This is a genomic window from Pseudomonas sp. GM25 (assembly GCF_000282255.1).
In the GTDB taxonomy this organism is placed as follows: Bacteria; Pseudomonadota; Gammaproteobacteria; order Pseudomonadales; family Pseudomonadaceae; genus Aquipseudomonas; species Aquipseudomonas aphyarum.
The window spans coordinates 12,656-30,839 of the sequence record NZ_AKJQ01000035.1 but is presented as its reverse complement, the minus strand read 5'-3'; the positions used below and the strand labels follow the sequence as shown (position 1 = coordinate 30,839).

The 18,184-nt window shown below is 61.1% G+C and carries 21 protein-coding genes; 10 read left to right on the top strand and 11 right to left on the bottom strand.

Annotated elements, in window-relative coordinates; translation table 11 throughout:
- Positions 1 to 5: 5 nt before the first annotated feature.
- Positions 6 to 1,790 carry a GMC family oxidoreductase gene (locus PMI24_RS11430; protein ID WP_007953975.1) on the bottom strand — a complete coding sequence of 595 codons (1,785 nt, stop codon included), beginning with the start codon at positions 1,788 to 1,790 and terminating at the stop codon, positions 6 to 8.
- 2 nt (positions 1,791 to 1,792) lie between these two features.
- A complete protein-coding gene (locus tag PMI24_RS11425; RefSeq protein WP_007953967.1) occupies positions 1,793 to 2,539 on the bottom strand; it encodes a gluconate 2-dehydrogenase subunit 3 family protein in 747 nt (248 codons plus the stop codon).
- Positions 2,540 to 2,836: 297 nt separating this feature from the next.
- Between PMI24_RS11425 and PMI24_RS11420 the strand changes: the two genes are divergently transcribed.
- On the top strand, positions 2,837 to 3,481 hold the full coding sequence (locus tag PMI24_RS11420) for a phosphatase domain-containing protein (RefSeq protein ID WP_007953959.1): 645 nt from the start codon (positions 2,837 to 2,839) through the stop codon (positions 3,479 to 3,481).
- On the opposite strand, the gene PMI24_RS11415 is transcribed toward PMI24_RS11420, so the two are convergent.
- The 3 genes from PMI24_RS11415 to prlC all read right to left on the bottom strand — a co-directional run bounded on the left by PMI24_RS11415 (position 3,468) and on the right by prlC (position 7,988).
- Positions 3,468 to 5,510 carry a M3 family metallopeptidase gene (locus PMI24_RS11415; RefSeq protein ID WP_007953957.1) on the bottom strand — a complete coding sequence of 681 codons (2,043 nt, stop codon included), beginning with the start codon at positions 5,508 to 5,510 and terminating at the stop codon, positions 3,468 to 3,470. The genes PMI24_RS11420 and PMI24_RS11415 overlap by 14 nt on opposite strands.
- Positions 5,511 to 5,622: 112 nt before the next feature.
- Positions 5,623 to 5,913 (bottom strand): YheV family putative zinc ribbon protein, encoded by a 291-nt coding sequence (locus tag PMI24_RS11410; RefSeq protein ID WP_007953955.1) that lies wholly within the window; start codon positions 5,911 to 5,913, stop codon positions 5,623 to 5,625.
- Positions 5,910 to 7,988: an oligopeptidase A gene (gene prlC / locus PMI24_RS11405; RefSeq protein WP_162831791.1), complete on the bottom strand. Its 2,079-nt coding sequence runs from the start codon at positions 7,986 to 7,988 to the stop codon at positions 5,910 to 5,912. The genes PMI24_RS11410 and prlC overlap by 4 nt, the downstream gene beginning before the upstream one ends.
- A 62-nt stretch (positions 7,989 to 8,050) precedes the next feature.
- Between prlC and PMI24_RS11400 the strand changes: the two genes are divergently transcribed.
- The gene (locus PMI24_RS11400) at positions 8,051 to 8,596 is read left to right on the top strand and encodes a gamma carbonic anhydrase family protein (protein ID WP_007953951.1); all 546 of its coding nucleotides are present in this window, start codon (positions 8,051 to 8,053) and stop codon (positions 8,594 to 8,596) included.
- Between the two features lie 28 nt (positions 8,597 to 8,624).
- Complete coding sequence (locus PMI24_RS11395; protein ID WP_007953947.1) at positions 8,625 to 9,275, top strand: HAD family hydrolase; 651 nt, start codon at positions 8,625 to 8,627, stop codon at positions 9,273 to 9,275.
- A gap of 114 nt (positions 9,276 to 9,389) precedes the next feature.
- Here PMI24_RS11395 and PMI24_RS11390 read toward each other — a convergent pair whose 3' ends face one another.
- Positions 9,390 to 10,466 carry an aminopeptidase gene (locus PMI24_RS11390; RefSeq protein WP_045121720.1) on the bottom strand — a complete coding sequence of 359 codons (1,077 nt, stop codon included), beginning with the start codon at positions 10,464 to 10,466 and terminating at the stop codon, positions 9,390 to 9,392.
- Between the two features lie 58 nt (positions 10,467 to 10,524).
- Here PMI24_RS11390 and PMI24_RS11385 point away from each other — a divergent pair, with 58 nt between their 5' ends.
- Both PMI24_RS11385 and PMI24_RS11380 read left to right on the top strand, forming a co-directional pair.
- Positions 10,525 to 10,947, top strand: coding sequence for a PA0061/PA0062 family lipoprotein (locus PMI24_RS11385; RefSeq protein ID WP_007953945.1), 423 nt, complete (start codon positions 10,525 to 10,527; stop codon positions 10,945 to 10,947).
- Positions 10,948 to 10,987: 40 nt separating this feature from the next.
- On the top strand, positions 10,988 to 11,407 hold the full coding sequence (locus tag PMI24_RS11380) for a PA0061/PA0062 family lipoprotein (RefSeq protein ID WP_007953944.1): 420 nt from the start codon (positions 10,988 to 10,990) through the stop codon (positions 11,405 to 11,407).
- A gap of 6 nt (positions 11,408 to 11,413) precedes the next feature.
- Here the strand turns inward: PMI24_RS11380 and PMI24_RS11375 are convergent, their stop codons facing one another.
- Both PMI24_RS11375 and PMI24_RS11370 read right to left on the bottom strand, forming a co-directional pair.
- Positions 11,414 to 11,653: a DUF1161 domain-containing protein gene (locus tag PMI24_RS11375; RefSeq protein WP_007953935.1), complete on the bottom strand. Its 240-nt coding sequence runs from the start codon at positions 11,651 to 11,653 to the stop codon at positions 11,414 to 11,416.
- A 102-nt stretch (positions 11,654 to 11,755) separates the two neighbouring features.
- A complete protein-coding gene (locus PMI24_RS11370) occupies positions 11,756 to 12,187 on the bottom strand; it encodes an OsmC family protein (protein ID WP_007953923.1) in 432 nt (143 codons plus the stop codon).
- A 243-nt stretch (positions 12,188 to 12,430) separates the two neighbouring features.
- On the opposite strand from PMI24_RS11370, the gene PMI24_RS11365 reads away from it, so the two are divergent.
- The gene (locus PMI24_RS11365) at positions 12,431 to 13,432 is read left to right on the top strand and encodes an LLM class flavin-dependent oxidoreductase (protein ID WP_007953921.1); all 1,002 of its coding nucleotides are present in this window, start codon (positions 12,431 to 12,433) and stop codon (positions 13,430 to 13,432) included.
- A gap of 62 nt (positions 13,433 to 13,494) precedes the next feature.
- Here the strand turns inward: PMI24_RS11365 and PMI24_RS11360 are convergent, their stop codons facing one another.
- Positions 13,495 to 13,719, bottom strand: coding sequence for a DUF1161 domain-containing protein (locus PMI24_RS11360; protein ID WP_007953920.1), 225 nt, complete (start codon positions 13,717 to 13,719; stop codon positions 13,495 to 13,497).
- A gap of 128 nt (positions 13,720 to 13,847) precedes the next feature.
- Positions 13,848 to 14,063, bottom strand: a complete 216-nt coding sequence (locus tag PMI24_RS11355) for a dodecin (RefSeq protein WP_007953919.1) — start codon at positions 14,061 to 14,063, stop codon at positions 13,848 to 13,850.
- A gap of 156 nt (positions 14,064 to 14,219) precedes the next feature.
- On the opposite strand from PMI24_RS11355, the gene PMI24_RS11350 reads away from it, so the two are divergent.
- Entirely contained in the window at positions 14,220 to 14,546 is a 327-nt protein-coding gene (locus PMI24_RS11350; RefSeq protein ID WP_007953918.1) for a DUF883 family protein, read from the top strand.
- Here PMI24_RS11350 and PMI24_RS11345 read toward each other — a convergent pair.
- A complete protein-coding gene (locus tag PMI24_RS11345; protein WP_007953917.1) occupies positions 14,519 to 15,436 on the bottom strand; it encodes a LysR family transcriptional regulator in 918 nt (305 codons plus the stop codon). The genes PMI24_RS11350 and PMI24_RS11345 overlap by 28 nt on opposite strands.
- A 112-nt stretch (positions 15,437 to 15,548) precedes the next feature.
- Here PMI24_RS11345 and trpB point away from each other — a divergent pair, with 112 nt between their 5' ends.
- From trpB to PMI24_RS11330, 3 genes are all read left to right on the top strand, one after another.
- Positions 15,549 to 16,781 carry a tryptophan synthase subunit beta gene (trpB, locus tag PMI24_RS11340; protein ID WP_007953916.1) on the top strand — a complete coding sequence of 411 codons (1,233 nt, stop codon included), beginning with the start codon at positions 15,549 to 15,551 and terminating at the stop codon, positions 16,779 to 16,781.
- The gene (gene trpA / locus PMI24_RS11335) at positions 16,781 to 17,593 is read left to right on the top strand and encodes a tryptophan synthase subunit alpha (protein ID WP_007953915.1); all 813 of its coding nucleotides are present in this window, start codon (positions 16,781 to 16,783) and stop codon (positions 17,591 to 17,593) included. Before trpB ends, trpA begins: the two co-directional genes overlap by 1 nt.
- A gap of 122 nt (positions 17,594 to 17,715) precedes the next feature.
- A complete protein-coding gene (locus tag PMI24_RS11330; RefSeq protein ID WP_007953914.1) occupies positions 17,716 to 18,159 on the top strand; it encodes an anti-virulence regulator CigR family protein in 444 nt (147 codons plus the stop codon).
- The last annotated feature ends 25 nt before the right edge of the window (positions 18,160 to 18,184 follow it).

Sequence of the window (18,184 nt, the reverse complement as noted above, 5' to 3'; positions counted from 1 at the left end):
GCTCCTTAAGCCTGAACCAGCGGGCCGGGGTTTTTCAGGTACTGCTCGCGGATCGCTTTCGCCGACCAGTAGGTCAGCGCAGCAACCAGCCCGGTCGGGTTGTAACCCAGGCCTTGCGGGAACGCCGAGGCGCCCGGGACGAACACGTTGTGCACGTCCCAGCTCTGCAGGTAACGGTTCAGCGCGCTGGTCTTCGGATCGGTGCCCATGATCGCGCCACCGTTGAGGTGGGTGGTCTGGTACGACGCGGTGTTGAAGTGGTCGCCGACTTTCTTGCCGATCACGGCGATGGCTTTCGGGCCCATGGCCTCGGCGATCTTGCCCATTTTCTCGACCATGAAGCGGTTCATCTTGATGTCGTTTTCCTGCCAGTCGAACGTCATCCGCAGCAGCGGCATGCCGTAGGCATCGCGGTACACCGGGTCCAGATCGAGGTAGTTGCCACGGTAGGACTGATGCGCGCCGTGGGCGTCCATCGACACCTGGTGGGTGTAGTAATCGGCGGTCGCGCGTTTCCACGCACTGCCCCAGGCCGGGGTGCCCGGCGGGTTGGAGGTGCCGGCGATCGGTCGGCTGCCGGCCTGGTTGACCCACATCGGCGAGCCACCGACGAAGCCGTGAGGCCCGTGGTCGAAGTTGTCGGCGTTGAAATCATCCACCGCCACACCGTTGCCGCCGGCGCCGATGAAGTTGTTGGTGTGGGTGTCCTTGTCGAAGAACGCCTTGATGGTGGCCATGTTCTGGTAGGCGAAGTTGCGCCCGACCACACCTTCACCGCTGACCGGGTCGTAGGGTTTGCCGATGCCGGAGAGCAGCATCAGGCGCACGTTGTGCAACTGGAACGCGCCGAGGATCACCAGATCCGCCGGTTGCTCGATCTCGCGACCCTGGCCGTCGATGTAGGTGACGCCGGTGGCCTTGGTTTTCGTGCTGTCGAGGTTGACCCGCAGAACGTGCGCGTTAGGCCGCAGTTCGAAATTCGGCAGCGGCTTCAGCGCCGGCAGAATGTTCACGTTCGGCGAGGCCTTGGAATACATGTAGCAGACGTAACCGCTGCAGAAACCGCAGAAGTTGCACGGGCCCATCTGCGCGCCGTAGGGGTTGGTGTACGGCCCTGAAGTATTGGCGGAAGGCAGGTTGTAGGGTTTGTAGCCCACCTCCGTAGCCGCTTTGCCGAACAGCTGTGCGGAAACCGTGTTCTTCTGCGCTTCCAGCGGGAACGGATTCGAGCGATCCGGGGCGTACGGGTTGCCGCCCTTGCCCTGACCGACCAGTTGGCCCTTCACGGTCCAGGCCTGGCCGGAGGTGCCGAAGACTTTTTCGGCGAAATCGAAGAACGGTTCCAGCTCTTCATAGCTGACGCCGAAGTCCTGGATGGTCATGTCCTTGGGGATGAAACTCTTGCCGTAGCGCTCTTCGTAATGGCTGCGCATGCGCAACTCGATCGGGTCGACCCGAAAGTGCACGCCCGACCAGTGCAAACCGGCACCACCGACGCCGTTGCCCGGCAGGAACGCGCCCAGCTGGCGGTTCGGCAGGGCGATGTCGTTGACGCTGTGGCGGATGGTGACGGTTTCCTTGGAAACGTCCTGGAAGAGTTTTTTCCGCACGCTGTAGGTGAGTTCGTCGATCACCTGGGGATAGTTGCCGTCCGGGTAGGTGTCCTGCATCGGCCCGCGTTCCAGCGCCAGCACGTTGAGCCCGGCTTCGGTCAGCTCCTTGGCCATGATCGCGCCTGTCCAGCCGAAACCGACGATCACTGCGTCGACCTTCTTCATTACCGTTGCCATGCTCACGCTCTCTCGCCGCGAATCGAAACTGCCGGGAAGGGGTACTGCTCGTTGCGTTCCACCCAATCCATGAAATCGGCGCGGGCGCCGGGGAAGCCGATCATGGTCCAGCCGACCATGCCTTTATTGCCGCCGTGGATCGGGTCGCAGAAGAACCCTTCCTTGGTGTTTTGCAGCAGCAGACTGAAGAAAATCTTCGCCGGAACCGCGTCGAATTGCGGTTTTCCGGCTTCAAGCTGCTTGAGCAGATCGTCTCGGGTAGCGCTGTCTTGCTCGGCAAATGTTTTACCGTTGATGGATTTTGCCCACTGATCCGTGGCGGCGATGCCGAGGCGATAGATCTCTTTTGGCACCAGTTTGCTCTGCCAGCCCATCTCCGGCGCAGCGTCGGCATTGAACGGGCCCTGCATGTACCAAAGGGCACCGGCGGCGTACGGGGTATTCATCTGACGGTCGATGTATTCCGGCACGCCAGCTTCGAGTGCACCTGGACCCTGCGAATCGTTGGGGATCAACTGCGCGACGGCGGCATTGATGAACGCCCACTCTTCGGCGGTGAAGTAGCTCGGCTGATAAGTGCTGGCTGCAACGGCGGCCGTTTTCGCCGGAGCTGTGGCAGGCGCGCTTTCAGGCGCTGCTTGCAACACCGTGCTGCCGAGACCGCTACCGGCGAGGGTGACGACCGGAATAAGGGTCAGGGATTTGCGCAAAAACTCACGCCGCGGGTTGTCTCGATCTTCATCAGACATGGGGATGCACCTCATCAGGCATTGATGGTTGTCAGCCGTTTCTGCGAACGGCTCAAGAATTTTCTGGCTGCGACGTGGCCGAAATGACCGGGAGAAGGGGGACGCGTCTGCAACATGATGTGACAAATGGTAGCAGGCTAAGCAACCGGATGAACCGATTCAGCCAAAAAAAGACCGCTTTTCGACCAAGTGAACCGGCGTCTTCACGATTCTTTTACAAGCGCCTCACGGGGATTTGACTGCGAGGCTCGCAAGCTGCGGCCTTCACTGACGAAACCCACACGGTCACCGTAAAGCATGTTCCTGACGCGTTTTTCCTCCGCATTCTGTTTGTCGCTGTTTGCGCTGTTCAGCTGGATTCCCGCTCAGGCCGCGGACACTCCGGCTACCCGTCCCGTCGAGTGGGCGCAACCGGTAGAAGTGCAATACAACCTGTTCCAGATGTCGCCCACGCTGTACCGCAGCGCGCTCCCGGATGACGGCGCGGTACCGTTGCTGAACAACCTGAAGGTGGCCACGGTCATCAACTTCCTGCCGGAAGCGGATTCCAACTGGCTGAAAGCCCCCGGTATCCATCAGGTGCAATTGCCCTATCGCACCAATCACGTGGACGACAGTGATGTGCTCAAGACCCTGCGTGCCATCCAGTCCGCCGAAGCCGACGGCCCGGTGCTGATGCACTGCAAGCACGGCTCCGATCGCACCGGCCTGATGGCGGCGATGTACCGAATCGTGGTGCAGGGCTGGAGCAAGGAAGACGCCCTGAACGAAATGACCCAGGGCGGCTTTGGTGAGAGTGGGCACTTCCGGGACAGCGTGCGCTACGTGATGCAGGCCGATGTCGATAAATTGCGTACCGCGCTGGCCAATGGCGATTGCAGCACCAGCGCATTTGCCACGTGCTCGATGAAGAGCTGGTTTCAGACGGTCAATCTGAAGTAACTCGTCCGGCCTCTCCGTCAACGAGGCCGGCGACCGGCCGGCCGATGAACGCTTCCACCGCGACCAGCAACGGACGCCCCGCACCCGGCGCAAAGAACGTTGCACGAAACTCACGGCCGGTTTGCGCGTTGAACACCCAGTCCCGGCTGAAGCGCTTGAACGCTTCCTCAGCCAGCACGCCCGACCAGACGTAGGCGTAAACCGAAGCGTCGTACTGGGTCACCATGTAATCGAATCCATTGGCGAACCGGTGATCGTCCGGCAGTTGCAGAGGACCCAGGCTGCGCTGTACAGAGGTGCAAACCTCCTCGACCGAGCGCCCATCGCCGTGGGTCAGGTGGAGCTCGAAATCGATCATCGCCCCCATCAGCAACAAGGCCTGTTGCCGGCTGGTATGGGACTGAGTAGCTGACAGTGCCGCGTCGACCCGTGCGGCGCTCAAGCGTTTGCCGGTCTGGAAATGCGCGCCGAGCCACAGCACAAACTCCCGCGACAAACACCACTGCTCGAACAATTGTCCGGAAAACTCCGCCGCTTCATGCCCGAGTTGCAGGATGCCGGACAGGCTGTGATGGGGCGAGCGTGTCAGCACGTGCTGGAGGCAATGGCCAAACTCATGAAACAGCACCCGCATATCGTCGATTTCGAGCCGGCACGGATGGGTGTCGGTGGCCGGTGTGAAATTGCTGTAGAGCAGGGCAATCGGCAGCGCCGGGCGGCCTTCGGCGCTGATCCGGCGGTTGCGCAGTGTGGAGGTGCCGGGGAAGTCCACCGCGTTGTCGCGGTGAAACGGGTCGAGGTAGATGTAGCCGATGACCTGCTCATGCTCGCTGATTTCCAGCAGGCGCACATCGTCATGCCAGTGGCCGCCACCGGACTGCTCGACGATGCGGATCCTGAACATCCGTTCGCAGAACAGAAAGAGCCTGCGCAGGGTGTCCTCGAGCGGGAAGTAATCACGCAGGTTTTCCAGTGCGCCGGGAAACTGCTGCTGGCGCCATTGTTCGGCGAGGAAGTCTTCATCCCACGGCTGAACCCGGTCGATCCCGCGTTGCTGCGCAAAGGCTGCCAGTTGTTTTGCATCCTGCGCGAGGGCAGGTGCCAGCTGCGCCGCCTGACGCAGGAGAAAGCCACTGACCCACGCCGTCGTCCGGGCGCTGTTTTTGGCCAGGCTCAGTTGCGCGGCGTTTTCATGGCCGAGCAAACGGGCTTTCTGCTGGCGCAGGGCGAGCAGTTTCTTCAGCACCGGGCCGTTATCGAAGCGGCCGGCCAGTGGGCCCCGATCGGAGGCGCGGGTCATGTAGGCAACGTAGCATTCCTCTCGCAAGGCACGGTTCTTGGCGTACTTGAGGATGTGCTGGCAGGTGTTCTGGTCCAGCCGGATCAGCCAGCCGTCATGGCCGGCCTGGCGTGCGGCGAGTGCCAGGCGATCCTTCATCGCCGGCGACAGGCCAGCGAGGAGCGCAATATCGTCGACACGTTTGCTCCACGCTTCGGTCCAGCGCTCGAGGTTATCCAGAAATACGTACTCCAACCCGCCGATCTCGCGGTTCAACCGCGCCAGTTCCTGTTGCTGTTCAGCAGGAAGCTCAATGCCCGACTGCTTGAATCGACGCAGAATCCGCGCCAGTGCGATGTTGCGCGACTCATCGAAACTGCCGGCGATCGAGCTCTGCGCCAAACGCTGGTAAGCCTCGTAAAGCGGGCGATTGCGGGTTTTTTCAGCGCGATACTGATTGATCGCCAGATGCGCCTTGGCGCTTTCCACGAGCCAGACCGAATCGTCGGATCTGACCATCGACAACGTTTCGAGAATCGAGCGGACTTCGCCGAGGCGCGCGTCGGCCTCGTCGATGCTCAGTACCAGATCATCCCAGCCGGGATGTTCGGTCTGACTGGCGATCACCTGGGCGATGATTCGTTGGTTGTCGGCAATGATGCGGGTGACGGCCGGCAGCAGGTGTTCGGCGCGAATCGCTGGCCACGGTGGCAGCGTCCAGTGTTGCAGGAGGGGATTGGTGTCGGGCATGGCAGCTTCCTTCGAGGCGTGGCGCAAAAGGCCAGCCTACGAAGCAAGTGCGTGGGGCAGGTGTTAAGCCAATACCACCTTCCACCGACGAATCGGGGAAGGTGGTTGAGGATCAGTGCTGCTCGTCAGGCTTTTTCTTCAACTTCGGATTCGGGAAGAACTGCACCGCCTGAACCGTTTTGTCCGGGGCCGGCTTGAGCGCGCTGGTGTTGACCCGTGTGCCCAGTTCTTTCGGCACCGAAAGCCCTTGGGCATTCAGCGTATCGCTGTAGCCGCACGCCACGCATTCGCGGTGCGGGACATCGTCCTCGCTCCACATCATCAGTTTGTCCGGCTCGCTGCACGCCGGGCAGACCGCCCCGGCGATAAAGCGTTTTTTGGTCTTCACGGGTGCCTCACTCATGCTGCCGCGTCCTCACTCAGGCCGCTGTGGCGCAAGAGTGCGTCAATCGACGGCTCACGGCCACGGAAGTCGACGAACAGCACCATCGGCGCCTGCGAGCCGCCGCGGGCCAGTATCGCTTCGCGGAAGGCGCGACCGGTGTCGGCATTCAGTACGCCATCTTCTTCGAACTTGGAGAAGGCATCCGCCGACAGCACTTCCGCCCATTTGTAGCTGTAGTAACCCGCCGCGTAACCGCCGGCGAAGATGTGCGCGAAGCTGTTCGGGAAACGGTTGTAGGCCGGAGGACGCATTACCGAGACTTCGTTGCGCACGCCTTCGAGCACTTGCGCGACGCTGCGGCCGTCACCGTGGGTGGCGTGCAGTTCGAAGTCGAACAGCGAGAACTCCAGTTGACGCACCATCATCAGGCCGGACTGGAAGTTCTTCGCCGCGAGCATTTTTTCCAGCAGATCCTGTGGCAGCGGCTCGCCGGTTTCGTAGTGGCCGGAAATCAGCGCGAGGCCTTCCGGCTCCCAGCACCAGTTTTCCATGAACTGGCTCGGCAGCTCGACCGCATCCCACGCCACGCCGTTGATGCCGGACACGCCAGCATGCTCGACGCGGGTCAGCAGGTGATGCAGGCCGTGGCCGAATTCGTGGAACAGGGTGGTCACTTCATCGTGGGTCAGCAGCGCAGGCTTGCCGCTGTCGGCCGGGGTGAAGTTGCACACCAGGTTGGCCACCGGGCTTTGCAGCACGCCGTCGACAGTGCGGCGACGGTCGCGAGCGCCGTCCATCCAGGCACCGCCGCGCTTGTTGGCGCGGGCGTAGAGATCGAAGAAGAAGCGGCCGACGTGCTGGCCGTTTTCCTTGATCTCGAACAGGCGAACATCCGGGTGCCAAGTGTCGAAACCTTTCAGTTCGGCGATTTCGATGCCGTACAAGCGCTGAACGATGGCGAACAGGCCGCCCAGCACTTTGTCGATCGGGAAGTAGGCGCGCAGGGTTTCCTGGGCGACGCTGTAGCGTTGTTCACGGAGTTTTTCACCGTAGAAACCGCTGTCCCAGCTTTGCAGATCGACGCAGCCCTGTTCGGCGGCGTAAGCCTTGAGCTGTTGCAGATCTTGGGCGGCAAACGGTTTGCTGCGCTTGGCCAGGTCGCGCAGGAAGCTCAGCACCTGATCGCTGGACTCGGCCATCTTGGTGGCCAGACTCAGCTCGGAGAAGCTGGAGAAACCAAGCAGTTTGGCCAGCTCCTGACGCAGGTCGAGGATTTCGCCCATCACCGGGCCGTTGTCGTTCTGGCCGGCGTTCGGGCCTTGATCCGACGCACGGGTGCAGTAGGCGGCGTAGACTTCTTCACGCAGCGCACGGTCCTGGGCGTAGGTCATCACCGCGTAGTAGCTCGGGAATTCCAGAGTGATCAGCCAGCCATCGAGGCCTTTGGCCTGTGCGGCGGCAGCCATTTGTGCCTTGGCCGAATCGGTCAGGCCGGCGAGGGCGGCTTCGTCGGTCAGGTGCTTGGTCCAGGCCTGAGTGGCGTCGAGCAACTGGTTGGAGAAGCGGCTGCCCAGCTCGGACAGTTTGCTCTGCACTTCGGCGTAGCGTTTCTGTTCGGCTTCCGGCAGATCGATACCCGACAGGCGGAAATCGCGCAGGGCGTGTTCCAGAATGGTTTTCTGCGCCACGTCGAAACCGGCGGCTTCCGGGCTGTTGGCCAGGGCTTCATAGGCCTGGAACAGCTCGCGGTTCTGGCCCATTTCGGTGGAATAGGCGCTCAATGCCGGCAGGCACGACTCGTAGGCTTCACGCAGTTCGGCGCTGTTGCACACGGCATTGAGGTGGCTGACCGGACTCCAGGCAGCGCCCAGGCGATCATTGAGTTCGTCCATCGCCAGCACCAGCCCGGCCCAGGTCGGGTTCTGGCCCTGGGTCTTGAGGATTTCGGCGATGGCGGCGCGGTTGTCGGCCAGGATGGTTTCGATGGCCGGCTGCACGTGTTCGGCACGGATCGCGGAGAACGGCGGCAGGTCGTAGGACTGCAGAAGAGGGTTGTTCACGCTCACGGTTGGCACCTTGGCTGGAAGAAACATGCGCCCATCTTAATTACAATCGACACCCACCGCAGCTATCGGCGACAGAGAGAGAACTAATCGTGTCCCTTCGCAAGTACCAGAATCACACTCCACGCTTGAGCCAAGGCGCTTTTGTCGACGGCTCGGCGGTGGTGATCGGCGACGTCGAAATCGGCGAAGACAGCTCCGTGTGGCCGCTGACCGTGATCCGTGGCGACATGCACCGCATCCGCATCGGTGCGCGCACCAGCGTGCAGGATGGTTGTGTGTTGCACATCACCCATGCCGGCCCGTTCAATCCCGATGGCTTCCCGCTGCTGATCGGCGATGACGTGACCATCGCCCACAAGGTCATGCTGCATGGCTGCACGGTCGGCAGCCGCGTATTGATCGGCATGGGCAGCATCGTCATGGACGGCGCGGTGGTCGAGGACGACGTGATCATCGGCGCCGGCAGCCTGGTGCCACCGGGCAAGCGCCTGGAAAGCGGTTTTCTGTACGTGGGCAGCCCCGTGAAACAGATTCGCCCGCTGACCGACAAGGAAAATGCCTTTTTCACCTACAGCGCGGCGAACTACGTGAAGCTCAAGGACCTGCATCTGGCCGAAGGCTACGACCAGCTCTGACTTTTCTCTCTATTGCCCGGGATTTTTCATGCATTACCAGACCGTACTGTTCGACCTTGATGGCACCCTTACCGATCCGCGTGAGGGCATCACCCGTTCCATCCAGTTCGCCTTGAGCAAACTCGGCATCGATGAGCCGGACCTGACCAAACTGGAACACTTCATCGGCCCGCCGCTGTTGCAGGCATTCATGCAGTTCTATGGTTTTGATGAAGCGAAGGCGTGGGAGGCGGTGAATTTCTACCGCGAGCGCTTCAAGGTCACCGGCCTGTACGAGAACCGGGTGTTCGAAGGCGTCACGCCGTTGCTGGAAACCCTGAGTGGTCAGGGCCGCCAGCTGTATATCGCGACGTCGAAGCCGTGGGTGTTCGCCCGGGAAATCGCCCGACACTTCGATTTCGCCAGACACTTCAAGGTGATCTACGGCAGCGAGCTGGACGGCACTCGCACCAACAAGGTCGAGCTGATTGCCCACCTGATCGCCGAGGAAGGGCTGGATCCGGCCAATACGCTGATGATCGGTGACCGCAAGCACGACCTGATCGGTGCTCGCAGCAACGGGCTGGACGCGGCGGCTGTGGGTTACGGTTTCGGCAGCCGTGAAGAGCTGAGTGCGGAAGCGCCGGCGTATCACTTCGAGACGCTGGCCGAGCTGCATCAGGCGTTTTTGCAGCGCTGATGAGTCAGCCATCGCGAGCAAGCTCGCTCCCACAGTGACCGCGTTTCAGTAGTAGATCCCGGTTTCCTGTGGGAGCGAGCTTGCTCGCGATGGGGACAAAAAGCCGCTCCAGGTTTAAGAGCCTGCCAGCAGTTTCAGAGCCGACTTACGCTCAACGACTGGCAAGCCACCCAACTTCTCGACCTCTGCGTAAAACCTGACCCAATCCCCACCGACCTGCCTGAACAACGCCGTAAACGCCGGCACCCACTGGTCATACAGCCCGAACGGCAACAGCCGTGCGTTGTTCAACGGCGCATTGACCCAGGCGTCATAGCGTTTGTCGCCGGCCCACTGGCCATCGCGCATCGCTCGATAGTCGTGTCGAAACCGTTCGAACTCCGCCGCCTTACGCTCGCGCATCTGCGCTGTCGCCAATGGTTGTGCATAGAGTTTTTCAAGGCGTGAGCGGGTATCGAGGATCAATTGAATGAACTGATCCCGTTGCTTCAGCTTCGAGTCGTTTTCCGGGGGCAAGTTACGAAATGCTCGCCACTGCCGCGTACCTTCCTGCTCGACGAAGGTCGCGAAGGACTCGTTGAACTCGGTGTCGTCCTTCACATAGAAGCGCTGGTGGGCCAGTTCATGGAAGATCAGCGTCGCCAGACGCTCGTCGCCCCAGCCCATCATCGAATTGAGGATCGGGTCGTTGAACCACCCCAGGGTCGAGTAGGCCTCGACGCCGCCGATCGACACGTCCATGCCTTGCAGGCGCTGAATCGCGGCTTCACCCCGCGCCGCGCTCTGGCTGTAATAGCCGCGATAGGCCACGCAACCGGCAATCGGGAAGCAATGGTTCTGTGGGCTCAGGGAAAACTCCGGAGTGGCGAACACATTCCACACGACAAACGGCCGACCGATGTCGGCATAGAGGCGATAGCTTTGGTTGTCCGGCAGATGCAGGTGTTCGCTGGCGAAAGCCCGGGCTTTTTGTGACTGGGCGAGATGAGTGCGCAGTTTGGCATCGCGAGCCGGGTCGGCAATCACCTTGGCCACCGGCTCCCGCGCCCGCAAAAGCTGCAGCTGACCGCTGGCCAGCTGGCTGTAATAGCTCAGGCTTGAGCAACCGTTGAGCAACAAAATCATCACACCCGGAAACAAAACCCGCAAAACGCGATCAAGTAACCCATGGCTTGGAAGCGGCCTGATCAAAATAAGAAATCCCCCCGGAAAGTCTGCCCAAGACTATCCCGCCCATTGGAGCTCCGCTATGCGCATGTTGATACTGACAGGAAGCGTGCTGACGCTGGCCGGTTGTGCCGGATTCGGAATGCCGTCCCCCGACCCCTCGCAAGCCTGGATCGATCTGGATGCCCGTCAACAGGACACAGCGTTGCAGGCGCTGGAAGTCGACAACAAGGCTGCCGTCGATCATCGTTACTTCGAAGTGCAGCCCGGCAGTCATGAGCTGACGGTGCGTTATCAATTCCCGGTCGAGGCGACCAACATCGGCCCGGATGCCGAGCCGCTGTGGCGCGATTGTCAGTTGAACGTGAAATTCAAGGATTTCAACGCTGGCCAGCGTTATCAGTTGCAGGCGGGAAGCATCGGTTTCCGTCCGTGGGCCAAGCTCTATGACCAACAACGCAATGTGGTGGGCCAGGGCACGCCAGCGGGCTGCCAGCGAACCTGATCGGCGTTATGCTGGATGTCCGAACTCACGGACATCCATCATGCGCACGTTGATGCTGTTGCTGGCCGCAGGCGTACTCGCCGGGTGCCAGACACCGTTGCCCCCCGTCGATCCGAACATGGCCTGGGTCGAATTCTCCACGCCTACCCCCGGCGGGAAACTGCTGATGGCCGAGCGTCTCGACAACAGGCGGCTGACTGACGGGCGTTTCTTCCAGGTTACGCCCGGCAGCCACGAGCTGCGGGTGCGCTTCGACTTTGAAGTGTTCGGCGGAGGCGGCAGCCTGATGACCGGCCCCGTTGAGCGGCTGTGCTATCTGACCATCCGCTACGATCATTTCGAGGCGGGCCAGCGTTACTTGCTCGAAGGCCGTTCGCTGGCGTTTACCCCGAGTGCCCGCCTGTACAACGACAAGCGGGAAATCGTCGCCGAGGACCGCGAAGTCAACTGCATCATCTGAGGCGTATCAGCGGTCGTTCTTCTGATAGATGATGGCTTTGGTGCCGTTGTCGCAGGTGCCGACGATCATGGCGATGTCGTGTTTTTCAGCCTCTTCCTTGGAGACTATCTCCAGGGTGTAGGAGGGCACGGCATTCGCCTGAATCTTGATTTCGATCTCTTGCTTGAGTTCTTCGCAGTCTTTGGGCGCTGCGAAGGCCGACGTTGCCAGCACGCCACAGATAACCGCCAAGGCAAAACGTTTCATGGTTGAAGCTCCATCGAAGCAGCGCGCACGAAGATGCGCGAAAGCTGCTGTCATTTATTCGACCACATTTTTGCCTGGCGGGTTCTGATTCGGCTCAATCCGTCAGCCAACCAGCGACGCGTCGAGACTGATCTTCGCATTCAGCACCTTGGACACCGGGCAACCTTCCTTGGCCTTGTTGCTCAGCTCTTCGAACTGCGCCTGGGTCGCTCCCGGAATTTTTGCCTTGAGGATCAGTTTCACCGCAGTGATCGCAAAGCCACCATCCACCTGATCCAGCGTGACCTCGGCCTGGGTGTCGATGCTGTCGGCCTTGAGCCCGGCGTCGCCGAGAATCATCGAAAACGCCATGGAGAAACAGCCCGCATGGGCGGCGCCGATCAGTTCTTCCGGATTGGTGCCCTTGCCGCCCTCAAAGCGTGCCTTGAAGCCGTAGGGCGCTTCACGCAGGACGCCGGTTTCGGTGGAAATCGAGCCGATGCCGGTTTTCAGGTCACCTTCCCAATGCGCGGATGCCTTCTTCACGATAGCCATGTGTGCCTCCTTCAATTCGGGCGCGAAACGCCGCGCCGTCGTGGTTTTTACCTGCAAGGCTTCTGAGGATAGACGCCGGAACAAAGTTCAGCCCAAGTGAATCGTTGACTTTTTTAGTAGGAAATTTCGGATCGGCTATTGAAACTCGGGTATATGCCCTTATTGCACAGAACACGCTTATGAATTGGGCAGGTTTGCGTTCGCCAAGAACAAACCTGCGCCCTCAATCGGAGATGCAGGTTTATGAAGCAACTGTCCGACGTAAAGTTTTCCACCCTTGATCTGGTGCCGGTACGCGAGAACGGCAGCCCGGCCCAGTCGCTGCGCAATTCGCTGGATCTGGCGCAGCATGTTGAAAAGTTCTGTTACACGCGGTTCTGGGTCGCCGAGCACCACAACATGGATGGCATTGCCAGTTCTGCCACCTCGGTGTTGCTGGGCTACCTGGCCGGCGGCACGTCGACCATCCGAGTCGGCTCCGGTGGCGTGATGCTACCCAACCATGCACCGCTGGTGATTGCCGAGCAGTTCGGCACCCTCGAAAGCCTGTATCCGGGGCGAATCGACCTCGGTCTGGGCCGTGCGCCGGGTTCTGATCAGATGACCGCCCGTGCCCTGCGCCGTGAGCGCTCCGGCAGTGCCGATGACTTCCCCGAGGACGTGGCAGAGCTGGTGCGCTTCCTCGGCCCGCGCACCCCGGATCAGCGGGTGATCGCGATGCCGGGCACCGGCACCAATGTGCCGATCTGGCTGCTCGGCTCCAGTCTGTTCAGTGCGCAATTGGCCGGCGAGCGCGGTTTGCCCTACGCCTTCGCCTCGCATTTCGCACCGCGCTTCATGCACGAGGCGATCCGCGTCTACCGCAATCACTTCAAGCCATCGGCGGTACTCGATAAACCGTACGTGATGCTCGGCGTGCCGCTGGTGGCCGCTGACACCGATGAGCAGGCCGATTACTTGGCAACGTCGGTGTACCAGCGAATTCTCGCGCTGATGCGTGGGCAAAGTCTGGTGCAGCGCCCGCCGGTGAAAACCATGGACGGTCTGTGGTTGCCGCATGAACGTGAGGCGGTGGGGGATTTCCTCGGTCTGGCGATGGTCGGGAGTCCGCAGAAAATCCGCGCGAAACTCGAAGTGCTGATCGAACAGACCCAGGCTGACGAACTGATCTTCACCTGCGACTTGTACGAACACGCTGATCGCCTGCATTCCTACGAATTGCTGGCGCAAGTGATGAAGGGCTGAAGTCCTACACCCGTGCAAAAAAAAGCCGACGCATTGCGTCGGCTTTTGCATTTCAGGCTTGATCAGCCACGCTTGTAGACGATTTCCTTCGCACCGCCCTCGCAGGTGCCGACGACTTTGCCGCCACTGGACGCACCCTTGTCGACAATCTCCAGCGAATACCCGGAAACGTTCTTAGCATCCAGCTTGGCCGCAATTTCAGCCTTCAGCTCTTCACAGGGCTTGCCGGCAGCAAACGCACCACCCGCAAGGCTCAACAAACCTACCGCCAACATGAACTTCTTCATCGGTCGCACTCCCTGGTCGGATTAAAAAAGGCGGGCATCGAGCCGTTCGCCCGATGCACTCACCTTGTAGCGCTTTGCCATTCCTATGGCACTCGGCCAGCGCGCAAGTTCAGAAGCGTAGACCAAACTCAGCTGCTGGCAATCCGGAACCCGACTTTCAGGGTCACTTGAAAGTGCGCCGCCTTGCCGTCCTTGATATGGCCTCGGGTTTCGGTCACTTCGAACCATTCCAGATGCTTGATGCTCTTGTTGGCCTCGGCCAACGCATTGTTGATGGCGTCTTCAATGCTGCTGGTGGACGAACCGACCAGCTCGACTTTCTTGTAGGTGTGATGGTCACTCATGGTGTTCTCCTTGAAGTGTGCAATTGAGCCTAGCAGCGATTTGCCGTGTTGATTTCGGCGATCCGGGAGAGGGGAAGTTCAGATTTTCTGCACTTTCCAGAACCCGTGAAGTCCCAACCAACACACGCCACTCATCACCAATGCAGGAGAGCCACCATGGCCAACACCTCGTTACGCAAAGCCTCGTTGCAAAGCATGGAAGCGGAGATCGAGAGTCTGCTCAAGTCGTTGGAAAGCCTGAAGGACGACGCTTCTGACGAGTCGCGCAAGACCCTCAAGGCGCTCAAGGGCAACGCTGAAAGCGCGCTGAAACACTCGCGCAGCCTGCTTAGCGATGCCTACGAAGAAGTCAAAGTCAAAACCCGCGAGACCGGGATCGCCACCCGTGATTACGCGCAGGAACATCCGTGGACGACTGCCGGTGTCGCGGTCGGTGCGCTGGGTCTGCTGGCCGCTTACTTGCTGTTCAAGCGCGGCGAGTGATCCGCCTGGCGCAGCTCGTTCCTGAGCCACTGCGCCAATTGCCGGGCGCGTCCGTCTGCGGCGCGCTTGGGTAGCCACAACGCCAGTTGCGCCGGGGTTTCACTGAAACCCCACGGCGCGACCAGGCGCCCGGCCTTCAAGTCTTCGGTCACCAGCGGTTCCGGCGCGATCGCCACGCCCAGCCCGGCGACGGCCGCTTCCAGCAAGTAATACAAATGCTCGAAACCCTGCCCCAGCTTCAACGCCTTGGCGTCGAGGCCGCTTTGCTGCGCCCAGCTCGGCCAGGCTTGCGGGCGTGAAGTCGTGTGCAGCAAGGGTTCGTCGAGCAGGGCATTGGGCGGCGCCGATTGCAGTTGCTGGTAGCCGCTGAACAGCGGACTCATGACCGGGCCGATGCGCTCGCTGGCCAGCTCGTACACCTGCATGTCTGCCGGCCATGGCGGTTCGGCGAACAGCAGCAATGCATCCAGCCCCGGGCGTCGTGGATCGAGATCGCCTTCTCCGGCTGACAGGTGCAGACGCAAGTCCGGCAGATCGGCATTCAGCCTTCCCAGTCGCGGAATGAACCAGCGCGCGAGCAAGCTACCGGAGCAACCGAGCACAAACGGCGCATCGGCGGTGCTTTGGGTCAGTTCGGCGCAAACGCTGCGCAAGCGGTCGAACGCCTCGCCGCTGGCATCGCGCAGGCGAATGCCGGCATCTGTGAGTTTCAGGCCACGACCGTCCTTGACGAAAAGACTGACGCCGAGATGCTCTTCCAGCACCTTGAGCTGGCGGCTGACCGCGCCGTGGGTGACGTGCAGTTGCTCCGCAGCCTGGCTGACGCTGTTCAGGCGGGCGGTGGCTTCGAAGGCGCGCAGGGCGTTCAGCGGGGGAAGGTCATGGCTCATGATATCTGTGAGTTTTCCTGACAGGTTGTGGCGATCTTATCGGTTTTCAGCCTGGAAGGTCAGGGGTAGAGTGAACGCCATTGTCTTCTCGTGAAATCCGCTGGAGCGAACCATGACCCAGACTTCGAACACCTCCGATCTGCGTAACGGCCCTGACGCCAACGGCCTGTTTGGCTCGTTCGGCGGCCGTTACGTTGCCGAAACCCTGATGCCGTTGATCCTCGATCTGGCCCGCGAATACGAAGCGGCCAAGGAAGATCCGGCTTTCAAAGAAGAATTGGCCTACTTCCAGCGCGACTACGTCGGACGTCCGAGCCCGCTGTACTTCGCCGAGCGCCTGACCGAGTTTTGCGGTGGCGCCAAGATCTACCTCAAGCGCGAAGAGCTGAACCACACCGGCGCGCACAAGATCAACAACTGCATCGGCCAGATCCTGCTGGCGCGGCGCATGGGCAAGAAACGCATCATCGCCGAGACCGGCGCCGGCATGCACGGCGTGGCCACCGCCACCGTTGCTGCGCGTTTCGGTCTGGATTGCGTGATCTACATGGGCACCACCGATATCGAACGTCAGCAGGCCAACGTGTTCCGCATGAAGCTGCTGGGCGCCGAGGTGATCCCGGTGGTCGCTGGCACCGGCACCCTGAAAGACGCGATGAACGAAGCACTGCGTGACTGGGTGACCAACGTCGACAGCACTTTCTACCTGATCGGCACCGTGGCCGGTCCGCACCCTTATCCAGCCATGGTTCGCGACTTCCAGGCGGTGATCGGCAAGGAAACCCGCGATCAGCTGCAAGCTCAGGAAGGTCGTCTGCCGGACAGCCTGGTGGCGTGCATCGGTGGCGGTTCCAACGCCATGGGCCTGTTCCACCCGTTCCTCGATGACAAGAGCGTCGAGATCATCGGCGTCGAAGCCGCCGGTTACGGCATCGAGACCGGCAAACACGCGGCCAGCCTCAACGGCGGCGTACCGGGTGTGTTGCACGGCAACCGTACCTTCCTGCTGCAGGACGACGATGGCCAGATCATCGACGCCCACTCGATTTCCGCCGGCCTCGACTATCCGGGCATCGGCCCTGAACACGCCTGGTTGCATGACATCGGCCGCGTCCAGTACACCTCGGTGACCGACGACGAAGCCCTCGCCGCATTCCATCAGTGCTGCCGTCTGGAAGGGATCATCCCGGCACTGGAAAGCGCCCATGCCCTGGCCGAAGTCTTCAAACGCGCACCGAAACTGCCGAAGGATCACCTGATGGTGGTCAACCTGTCCGGTCGCGGCGACAAAGACATGCAGACCGTCATGCACCACATGGAAACCTCCAAGCAGGAGAAACACTGATGAGCCGCCTGCAAACCCGCTTTGCCGAACTCAAAGAACAGAATCGCGCCGCCCTGGTGACCTTCGTCACTGCTGGTGATCCGGACTACGACACTTCGCTGGCCATCCTCAAAGGCTTGCCGAAAGCCGGTGCCGACGTGATCGAACTGGGCATGCCGTTCACCGACCCGATGGCCGACGGCCCGGCGATTCAGCTGGCGAACATCCGTGCCCTTGGCGCCAAGCAGAACCTGATCAAAACCCTGCAAATGGTCCGCGAGTTCCGCAAGGACAACAGCGACACGCCGCTGGTGCTGATGGGTTACTTCAACCCGATCCACAAGTTCGGCGTCGAGCGCTTCATCGCCGAAGCCAAAGAGGCCGGCGTTGATGGCCTGATCGTGGTCGACATGCCACCGGAGCACAACTCGGAGCTGTGCGACCCGGCCCAGGCAGCGGGCATCGACTTCATCCGCCTGACCACCCCGACCACCGATGATGCGCGTCTGCCAAAAGTGTTGAACGGCAGCTCCGGCTTCGTTTACTACGTGTCGGTTGCCGGTGTGACCGGTGCCGGTGCGGCGACTCTGGAACACGTCGAAGAAGCGGTGGCGCGTCTGCGTCGGCATACCGACCTGCCGATCAGCATCGGTTTTGGTATCCGCACGCCGGAGCAAGCCGCGTCCATCGCGCGTCTGGCCGATGGTGTGGTGGTGGGCTCGGCGCTGATCGATCACATCGCCAACGCGACCACGCCGGACCAGGCCATCGACGGCGTGCTGAGCCTGTGTTCGGCGCTGTCCGAAGGCGTGCGTAAGGCTCGCGTCAGCTGAAGGTAAAGTTCCTGATACAGAGGAATTAGAGCCTCGCGGCACAGACTAATTGAGCAAGACCGAGGGATTCAGAACCACGTTCTGAATCCCTTTTTGCTGTCAGTGCAGTGAGGAAAGACCCGATGAAAATGCCGAAACGTCTGATTGCCAGTCTGGGCGTGCTGATGATCAGCGCGACGCCGCTGCTGGCCAGCGCCGATCCGCGCGACGATCACGACCACGGCGGCCCGCAACAGGGCCACTACGACAATCGCGGTGGTGATCACCATGATTGGCAAAGCAACCATCGCGGCGGCCCGCCGCCTCGGGATTTCGGCCCGGTGCGTCAGGTGATTCGCGACAATCATGGCTACTTCGTTCGCGGTGCACCGCCACCGCCAGGCATCCATCTGGTCCGTGGCCGCCCTCTGCCCCATGGCTACTACGGCGAGCGGCTGGATAACCGGGCGTTGAGTCGTCTGCCGTATTACCCGGGTTATGAATGGCGTCGTGCCGGCGGTGACATCGTGCTGATCGCGGTGGGCAGCGGGGTCGTTTACGAAGTGCTGGATGGCGTTCTGTACTGATCGTCAGGCAATAAAAAAGACCGCA